An 8,515-nucleotide genomic window follows, 5' to 3' on the forward strand; every position below is an offset into this window, starting at 1 on the left:
TTTTGCTTTGGGCTTCGGCGGCGCCATGCAAATGGCGATCCAGCCCGCTGTTCACAATACCATTCTGGTTTCTTCAAGGCCGAGATACCACGCCGGCGGCTAGACCGTAAAAAATCCCTTCGCCCGAGCCTAAACTTTTGGCAACGTTCCGAAACCGTTTCGCGCAAGACGGGAATCGGTCCGCCGGCCCACGCCTCGCAGCTATGCGATTTTAGGATGGTTTTGGAGGGCCGGACACGATAGGCGATGACAATAAGAGTTCAAATTCTCGGGAGGACAACAATGAATGACGCGCCCCGCACCCGGCCGGAGAGGAACGTCGAACTCGGCGCCAGCGCCGAGCCGTTCCAGAACCTGCACGAATTCATCCGCAAGGCGCGTGCCAACCTGAACCAGAACGCCTGGGACTACATCGTCGGCGCCGCCGAGACCGAGACCACGATGCGTCGCAACCGCATGGCGCTGGACGAAATCGCCTTCCGCCCGCGCGTGCTGCGCGATGTCAGCAAGGTCGTCGGCTCGGTCGAGCAATTCGGCCGCAAGATGCGCCTGCCGGTGGTGCTCGCCCCCGTCGGCGCGCTCGAAATCTTCGATCCGGATGGCGCGGCGAGCGTGGCACGCGCCTGCGGCACTTTCGGTGCGGCGCACATGCTGAGTTCGGTGTCCGAGCCCGGCCTCGAGAAGACCGCCGAGGCCGCACCTGGCGCGCTGCGCCTCTACCAGCTCTATGTGCGCGGCGACGATGCCTTCGTCGCCGACGTTGTCAGCCGGGCCGAGAAGAACGCTTATGCCGCCTTCTGCCTGACCGTCGATACCGCCCATTACAGCCGTCGCGAGCGTGACATCGCCAAGCGGTACGTTCGCGAGAGCCGCCTGCGCGCCACCGGCGGCGATTTCCAGAAGGGCCTGGAGTGGCGGACGGTGAAGATGATCAAGGACAAGTTCAAGATCCCGCTGATCCTCAAGGGCATCGCGACGCCAGAGGACGCGCTGATCGCGATCGATCACGGCGTCGAGTGGATCTACGTTTCCAACCATGGCGGCCGTCAGCTCGATCACGGTCGCGGCGCCATGCACGTGCTGCCCGAGATCGTCGATGCCGTGAAGGGCCGCGCCAAAATCATGGTCGATGGCGGTGTCTGTCGCGGCACCGACATCGTCAAGGCGATCGCGGCGGGCGCCGACCTCGTCGGCATCGGCCGGCTGCAATGCTGGGCACTGGCGGCGGCCGGCGAAGCCGGCGTGGCGCGCATGCTGGAGCTGCTCGAGGACGAAGTGCTGCGTTGCCTCGGCTTGCTGGGTGCGACTTCGTTCGCCGAGGTCGACAAATCCTGCCTCCATGCAGCGACCGCAACCAACGCGCCGAGCGTGTTCAGCGCGTTTCCGCTGTTCGACCACGAGCCATATCGATACTGAGTGAAAGGACGCTATGACATCGCTCTCTCCCGGCAGCGCGGATGCGCTTCTGTTCGATCTCGGCCGCGTGGTGCTCGATATCGATTTCTCCAAGGCGATCGCCTGCTGGGCGGGACATGCTGGCTGCGAGCCCGATGCCATCGTCGCGCGCTACGTGCGGGACAGCGAAGCCTATCGGCTGCACGAGGTGGGCAAGCTCAGTGACGAGGACTATTTCGCCTCGTTGCGAGATTCGCTCGGAATCGGCATTTCGGACGCGCAGTTCCTGGAAGGCTGGAACGCGATCTTCACCGGCGAAATGCCTGATATCGCCGAGCTGTTGCCGCGGGCAGCGAAGCAGATGCCGCTCTACGTCTTCTCCAATACCAACCGGCCGCACGTGGACTATTTCTCGAAGGAATATGCCGACGTCCTCCGCCATTTCCGCGAGCTGTATTTGTCGTCCAGCATCGGCCTGCGCAAACCGAATGCGGAGGCCTTCGACCACGTCATTGCTGCGATCGGCGTGCCCGCCGAGCGTATCGTGTTCTTCGACGATCTTGCCGAGAACATCAAAGGCGCGCGGGCGCGCGGCATGACGGCGGTGCATGTGATCTCGCCGCGTGACGTCGGGATCGCCCTCAAGGCGCTGGGGATTTGACCGCCCGCCCCAGCACATTGCCAGGCAAGCCGACCTGCCGATCCGGAACAATTTCACCCCGGGGACGAGGAACCAAAACACTTTGTGCATTTTTAGACAGAGTTCCGGGAACGGAATGCCACCCTCCGGACTCTTGAGTCCGTTGGGACTTCTACGGACGGATGCATCATCGTGTTGGGCAAGACCTACCTCACCAAGCAGGCCTCTCTTCTTCTTGAATTCGCCAGGACAACCTCAGACTCGGCCCTTTCCGCCAAGCTCGTGAGCAAGGCCGCCGACCTGAAATCCCAGGCCGATCCGCTTCCCGACAAGGATCAGGGGCCGAAGGCGCCCGACGTAAGTCCCGAGCAGACAGCGACCTGATCGGTGCTGGCCGGGGCGGTCGTCATCTCGTCCCTGCCATGGTCACTCTCCTGCCGATCTGTCTCGTTCCTCGGATCATGCCGCGACGGGCTTGATCTTGCCTTCCAGAACAATGTGAAGCAGCGGGATGACTGTCCCCGCTCAGCTGTTTTTGCCTCTGCGCCCGCGCTCCGCTAGAAGACTTGCGGAACATTCGCCCGAACGTGCCGAGCAGGAGTTTTCGCCGTGGCCTTGATGCCGGTTTCTGACGCGCTTGCCGCGGTGCTGGCGGGTGCAGAGCCGCTGCCCGAAGAGATGGTTGCCATCGACGAAGCCTACCATCGCGTGCTCGCGCGCGACGCCGCGGCCCGGCGCACGCAGCCGCCACAGGCGATGTCGGCGATGGATGGCTACGCGGTGCGTGCGGCCGATGCCGCGACGATCGATTCGAAGCTCACCGTCATCGGCGAGGTCGCGGCAGGTCGGCCGTTCGCGGGAACAGTCGGCGCCGGCGAGGCCGTGCGGATCTTCACCGGCGGCGTCGTTCCCTACGGCGCCGACGCCGTCGTGATCCAGGAGGACACGGTCGCCGACGGCAAGCGCATCACGATCAAGGAAGCCGCGATCGCCGGACGGCACATCCGGCCCGCCGGTGTCGATTTCCGCGACGGCGACGTGCTCCTGCGCAAGGGAAGCCGTCTCACCGAGCGCGACCTCGCGCTTGCGGCCGGGATGAATCACCCGCACCTCTCCGTTTGCCGACGTCCGAAGGTCGCGATCCTCGCCACCGGCGACGAGCTGGTGATGCCGGGCACCACGCCCGGTCACGGCCAGATCGTCTATTCCAACGGCTACGCCCTGCACGCTCTCGCTCGCAGCGAGGGCGCCGAGACCATCGACCTCGGTATTGCCACCGACACGCTGGAGGCCACCACCGTCGGCATTCGACGCGCCCGCGAGAGCGGAGCCGACATCCTGATCACGACCGGCGGCGCATCGGTCGGCGACCACGATCTGGTCCAGCAGGCGCTGAGGGACGAAGGCATAACGATGGCGTTCTGGAAGATCGCGATGCGGCCGGGCAAGCCGATGATGCACGGGCGGCTCGGCGCGATGGAGGTGATCGGCCTGCCGGGCAATCCCGTGTCGTCCTACGTCTGCGCTTTCCTGTTCTTGGTGCCGCTGATTCGCGCTCTCTCGGGCCGTTCAGTGATTCACCATCGCCGCGAGCGCGCCGTGCTCGGCCGCGACGTCGGCGCCAACGACCAGCGGGAAGACTATCTGCGCGCGCATCTGGAGGAGCGCGACGACGGCACGCGCGTTGCCCTTCCCGTCAACCATCAGGACTCTTCGCTGCTTGCGAATCTCGCTGCGGCACAGGTACTTCTCGTGCGCGCACCGTTCGCGCCGAAAGCCGAAGCAGGCACACCTTGCGAGGTGTTGCGGCTCCCCGTGTGAGCGCCCCGACAACGCATGTTCCGCGAACTTCGCTCTGTTCACGGTAAATTAAGCAGTTGCGGAACACATATCGAACATATAGTGTCCGTTCATGATTTGTTTCGAGCGTGTAGCAGCTTATTGCTGAATTCAGCGTCTCGGAATCGAACGACATCAACCGGGAGACTTTGGTCGAGATGTTAACGCGCAAACAATACGAGCTTCTGCGGTTCATCAATGAACGTCTGAAGGAAAGCGGCGTGCCGCCCTCCTTCGACGAGATGAAGGATGCGCTCGACCTGCGCTCGAAGTCGGGCATCCATCGCCTGATCACGGCGCTCGAGGAGCGCGGCTTCATCCGACGCCTGCCCAACCGCGCCCGTGCGATCGAGGTCATCAAATTGCCCGAGCTCCAGGCCGCCGCCGGCAGCCGCCGCGGCTTCACGCCGAGCGTCATTGAGGGCAATCTCGGCAAGGTACGTGCGAGCTCCAGCCTGCCCGCGGACGATGGTGAACGTCCGGTCGCGGTGCCGGTGATGGGCCGGATTGCGGCCGGCACACCGATCGAGGCGTTGCAGACCCGTAGCCACACTATCAGCGTACCGCCTGACATGCTTGGCTCGGGCGAGCACTACGCGCTCGAAGTGCGCGGCGATTCCATGGTCGAGGCCGGCATCCTCGACGGCGACATGGCGCTGATCCAGCGCAACGAGAGCGCCGATACCGGCGACATCGTGGTGGCGCTGATCGACGACGAGGAAGCAACCCTCAAGCGCTTCCGCCGCCGCGGCGCATCGATCGCGCTCGAGCCCGCCAACGGCGCCTATGAGGTGCGCATCCTGCCGCCGAACCGGGTAAAAATTCAGGGCAAGCTGATCGGGCTGTACCGAAAGTACTGAGCCCGTACGGCAGTCACGCAATACCAATTGGAGTGGACGGATTGCCCGCTCCGGCTGGATAGTCATCCTGGTTCTGCACAGATTATCCGGCCGCTTCTCCGGCGGCCCATCCTCGACACGCCGCACCAAGCATCCCAGAGGCTTCGCGGCGTTCCGGTTTGAGGAGACGTCATGCGCAAGGGCATCTCCGGCCGCTGACGTGCGCGACCGAAATGCCCAGGAGCAGGCTTTGTTCCTCGCCGATTCGGGAAAGATAATGTGATCGCGGCGTGCGGAAACCAGCCGCAGATTTGCCCATAACCAAGCAGAGGCTTGTGTGTTTCCACTCTGATAGGGGCCTGCGCCTCGATAAGAGACGCCGGTTGCTATCCCAGCATGAGGAGCACCCGATGTGTGACTACAGCCTGCATGCCATCGCGTCGCGCCCCGCCGAAGTCGGCGAGACGGTCGTCACGACAACCTTCCGCGGCACCTCGACGCGTGGTTTTGCGTCCGCAGCCGATCCGACTGTGGCCGTCTGCCTGCTGCCGGGAACGGAGCTCGCCTTCGCCGACAACATCCGCTACGATAATCGCTGGATCTGGACACGCACGATCAATTCCCGTGTCGGCAAGTTCGGCAAGATCGATCCGCACATTCCCGACCGCCATCATGACGCGATCGAATTCCCCGACGGCAAATACGTGCTGGTGACCCAGCTTGTCGAAGGACAGCGCGCGACCGTGCTGCAACTGCCGGTGACGCTGCCGGCCGGCGAGCGCGAGCACAAGCCGCAGATCATGGCCGACAGGCAGCCGACCATCACGCGCCTGCCGATCGGCTGACACGGTCGCCCTCCGGCCACGGGATCGGAGGCCAGGATTGATTTGCAATCGCCGGCCGTGGCCGGCGAGGTGGTGTGGTTTGCGTCCAGCGAATCCGATCGGATGCACCAGCCCACTGCATCTCTCCGCACGATCCAATTAATCGTCGGCTTGCAAATCGATTTCCGCCGGCGTTGCGTCCTTGCTGCGTGGCGGGATCTTTTTCGGCGCAAGACTGCCGTCGAAATCACCTTCGCCTGCGCCGGCCGGCAACCAGGGACGGCTCGTGCCTCTTTCCCTCACCGCCTGAACTGCAAAGCCGTCACCACGCTGCGTCAGCGCCAGCGCGCTCTGGCTCGCGAGCCGCCGTCGATCGACCACCATCGCGGCGCAATCGGGCGGCGCGGGACGTGCCGTCACCACCAGCGCGGCGCGGTTGCAATCGTCCGCCAGCGCGTCGATGCGCAGTGCCAGCGCGACCAGCCGCCCATCGGCGAGCGGCGTCACGCAGCCGGATTCATCGCAAGACACGCCGGCCGCCAGCGAGGTGCTGGCGGCATCGCGCGGATCGGCGTCGGCAGCCAACCACTCCTTGAGCAAAAAGCTATCCTTGCTCGTCTTGATCAGGTGAAGATGTCCGTCCTTGCCCCGCACCGCGACGCTCTGGCCATCCCCGGCAATCAGGATGTCGGGCTGCCGCACCGACAGCCCCCAGAGAATCGCGACCAGCAGCACCAGTACGCCGGACCAGCGCAGCGGCGTGCGCAACAGGCCCAGCACGATGATCCCCAGGCTCGCCGCGATCAGCGGCGCGATGCCGAAAGCCGGGATGCGGCCGATCGCGCCCGGCAATGCCGCGACCCAGCGCGAGACCACGACCATCCAGTCGATGCCGATCCCCATCAGCCACCAGAACACGCTATCGAGCCCGAAGGGAGCCGCAAGCAGCCCGAGCAGCCCCGCCGGCATCACCAGCGCCGAGACCACCGGCATCGCACCGAGATTGGCGAGCACGCCGAACGGGGTGACGCGGTGGAAGTGGAAAGCGGCATAGGGCGTGGTCGCAAGTCCCGCGATCAGCGAAGCCATGAACAGCATCGCGATCTCGCGCCCGCCCCACATCGCAACGCGCGCTGTCGCCGAATGATCGGGCGATGCGAACAGGTTCGGCATGCCGATCTGCACCAGCGCCACCAGCCCGAGCGTCGCGGCGAACGACATCTGAAAACTCGGATGCACCAGCGCCTCCGGCGCGACTGCCAGCACGATCAGGGCGGCCACCGCCAGCGTGCGGAAGGTGATGGCGCGGCGATCGACCATCACCGCGATCAGCACCACTGCAGTCATGAAGAACGATCTTTGCGTTGCGACCTCCGCGCCCGACAGCAGCAGGTAGAACGCAGCGGCGACCAGTGCCGCGGCCGCCGACCATTTCTTGATGGCGAAGCCGGCCGCCAGTCCCGGGATCAGAGCCAGCAGCGCGCGCACCGCGAAAAACACGACACCGGCAACGACTGCCATGTGATAACCGGAGATCGAGAGCACGTGACCGAGGCCGGAGATGAACATCGCGTCGTTGACGGGCGTGGTGATCGCATCGCGCCGGCCGGTGAGCAGCGCAGTCGCGATCGCGCGGCTGTCGCCGTCGAGCGTGGCGCGGATGCGCGCGTCGATCGCATCGCGCAGGCTTTGCATGAAGGCTGCGTAACGCAGCCGCAAGCCGCCAGTCTCAGGCGGCGCCGCCACCGTGATTGCGCCCATTGCAAAACCGGAGGCTCCGATGCCCTGGAAGAACATGTCACGCGAAAAGTCGTAGCTGCCGGGCCGCACCGGCGCGAGCGGCGGCATCAGCCGCGCCTTCAACTGCACGAAGCTGCCGACCTCCGGCGCGGTGCCCTTGCGGACCGACAGGCGAACGCGCTCGAGCCTGACGTCGCTGCGCTGCGCCTCCATCGCGGTAACGCGCAGCACGAAACGGTCGGTGCGCTCGCGGATGTCGCGAGCCTCGACGAAGCCCGACAACGACACCGAGTAGAGCGACTTTGCCAGCACCGGGTGGGCGATGCGCGCCGTCTTCCAGGTCGCGACGGTAAAGCCGGCCGCGACCGCCGCGATCATAATCGCCGGCGCGAACAGCCGGCTCCGCCGCAACAGAGCCGCGCCAAGCATGAGCGCGACGGCGGTCGTGGCAACGACCCACAGCACCGGCTCATGATCGGCGGAGAAATAAAGCGCGATGCCGCAGCCGAAAGCCACGGGCACCCACGGCAACAGCCGCCCGGCGCCAGCCTCGGCGCGTACCCATGCGCGCAGGATCTCGACCAGCGATGTCCAGAGGTCGAGACCCGCAGGCGCAAGGCCGCCCGCGGACGCAACGCGGCCCGCGGGCCAAGTCCCCGCGATCCCCTGCGACCGTACCGGCCGGCCCGGCTCCGCCATTCCCTGCACCTGACGATACGCAACGAAGGCCGAAGCTACCGGAACGTGCAGGTGGGCGGATAGCGGTACGGATCAGGAACGAAAGGGCCGAGCCGCTACTTTTCCTCTTCCATCGTCACGGCGACATCCGCCTTGGCCGACAGCCGGACCTTGTTGCCCTCGACATCGGCGACGAGGCCCTTGTCGATGAAGTGATGGTGACCCCTGTGGCTGCCCTCGCCGCTGTCCTTCTTGGTCAGCTTGATGCGGTTGCCCTCGACACGGTCGACGGTGCCGACATGGACGCCGTCGGCGCCGATAACTTCCATATGCTCTGCGATATTCTGCATGGTGGATTCCTTGTTGGACCCACACAACGCCTGAGAGGTCTTTCCGTTCGTTCGAGACAAAATCGCCCGGCGCGGTCGGGCGACCGTTCCATCTCAGGACGGGTCAGCCTCGGTTTAGGGTCTGTTGGGATTCATCTGGAGTTTATCGCGGCCGCGGCCAGATAGATCATTGAAGTGAAGCTCTGGTCGGTCTTGTCGGCGCGCATTGCG

The 8,515-nt window shown here is 65.0% G+C and carries 8 protein-coding genes; 6 read left to right on the forward strand and 2 right to left on the reverse strand.

Features of this window, described 5'->3' with window-relative positions; all coding sequences use genetic code 11:
• The first annotated feature begins 282 nt into the window (after positions 1–282).
• The 6 genes from ABIB00_RS27605 (at position 283) to ABIB00_RS27630 (ending at position 5,558) form a co-directional block, all read left to right on the forward strand.
• Positions 283–1,416, forward strand: coding sequence for an alpha-hydroxy acid oxidase (locus ABIB00_RS27605; protein WP_354106529.1), 1,134 nt, complete (start codon positions 283–285; stop codon positions 1,414–1,416).
• A gap of 13 nt (positions 1,417–1,429) precedes the next feature.
• The gene (locus tag ABIB00_RS27610; protein ID WP_354106530.1) at positions 1,430–2,056 is read left to right on the forward strand and encodes an HAD family hydrolase; all 627 of its coding nucleotides are present in this window, start codon (positions 1,430–1,432) and stop codon (positions 2,054–2,056) included.
• A gap of 171 nt (positions 2,057–2,227) precedes the next feature.
• Positions 2,228–2,419, forward strand: a complete 192-nt coding sequence (locus ABIB00_RS27615; protein ID WP_247349227.1) for a hypothetical protein — start codon at positions 2,228–2,230, stop codon at positions 2,417–2,419.
• A gap of 225 nt (positions 2,420–2,644) precedes the next feature.
• Positions 2,645–3,856, forward strand: coding sequence for a molybdopterin molybdotransferase MoeA (locus ABIB00_RS27620; RefSeq protein ID WP_247349228.1), 1,212 nt, complete (start codon positions 2,645–2,647; stop codon positions 3,854–3,856).
• A gap of 176 nt (positions 3,857–4,032) precedes the next feature.
• Positions 4,033–4,734: a transcriptional repressor LexA gene (gene lexA, locus ABIB00_RS27625; RefSeq protein ID WP_247349229.1), complete on the forward strand. Its 702-nt coding sequence runs from the start codon at positions 4,033–4,035 to the stop codon at positions 4,732–4,734.
• 389 nt (positions 4,735–5,123) lie between these two features.
• Positions 5,124–5,558: a hypothetical protein gene (locus ABIB00_RS27630; protein ID WP_354106531.1), complete on the forward strand. Its 435-nt coding sequence runs from the start codon at positions 5,124–5,126 to the stop codon at positions 5,556–5,558.
• A gap of 138 nt (positions 5,559–5,696) precedes the next feature.
• Here ABIB00_RS27630 and ABIB00_RS27635 read toward each other — a convergent pair whose 3' ends face one another.
• Together ABIB00_RS27635 and ABIB00_RS27640 are read right to left on the reverse strand one after the other, a co-directional pair.
• The gene (locus ABIB00_RS27635) at positions 5,697–7,976 is read right to left on the reverse strand and encodes a ComEC/Rec2 family competence protein (RefSeq protein WP_354106532.1); all 2,280 of its coding nucleotides are present in this window, start codon (positions 7,974–7,976) and stop codon (positions 5,697–5,699) included.
• Positions 7,977–8,071: 95 nt separating this feature from the next.
• Positions 8,072–8,305, reverse strand: coding sequence for a DUF2171 domain-containing protein (locus ABIB00_RS27640; RefSeq protein ID WP_279664231.1), 234 nt, complete (start codon positions 8,303–8,305; stop codon positions 8,072–8,074).
• Positions 8,306–8,515: the final 210 nt, after the last annotated feature.

This window comes from Bradyrhizobium sp. LB14.3 (genome assembly GCF_040547985.1).
Taxonomy (GTDB): Bacteria; Pseudomonadota; Alphaproteobacteria; order Rhizobiales; family Xanthobacteraceae; genus Bradyrhizobium.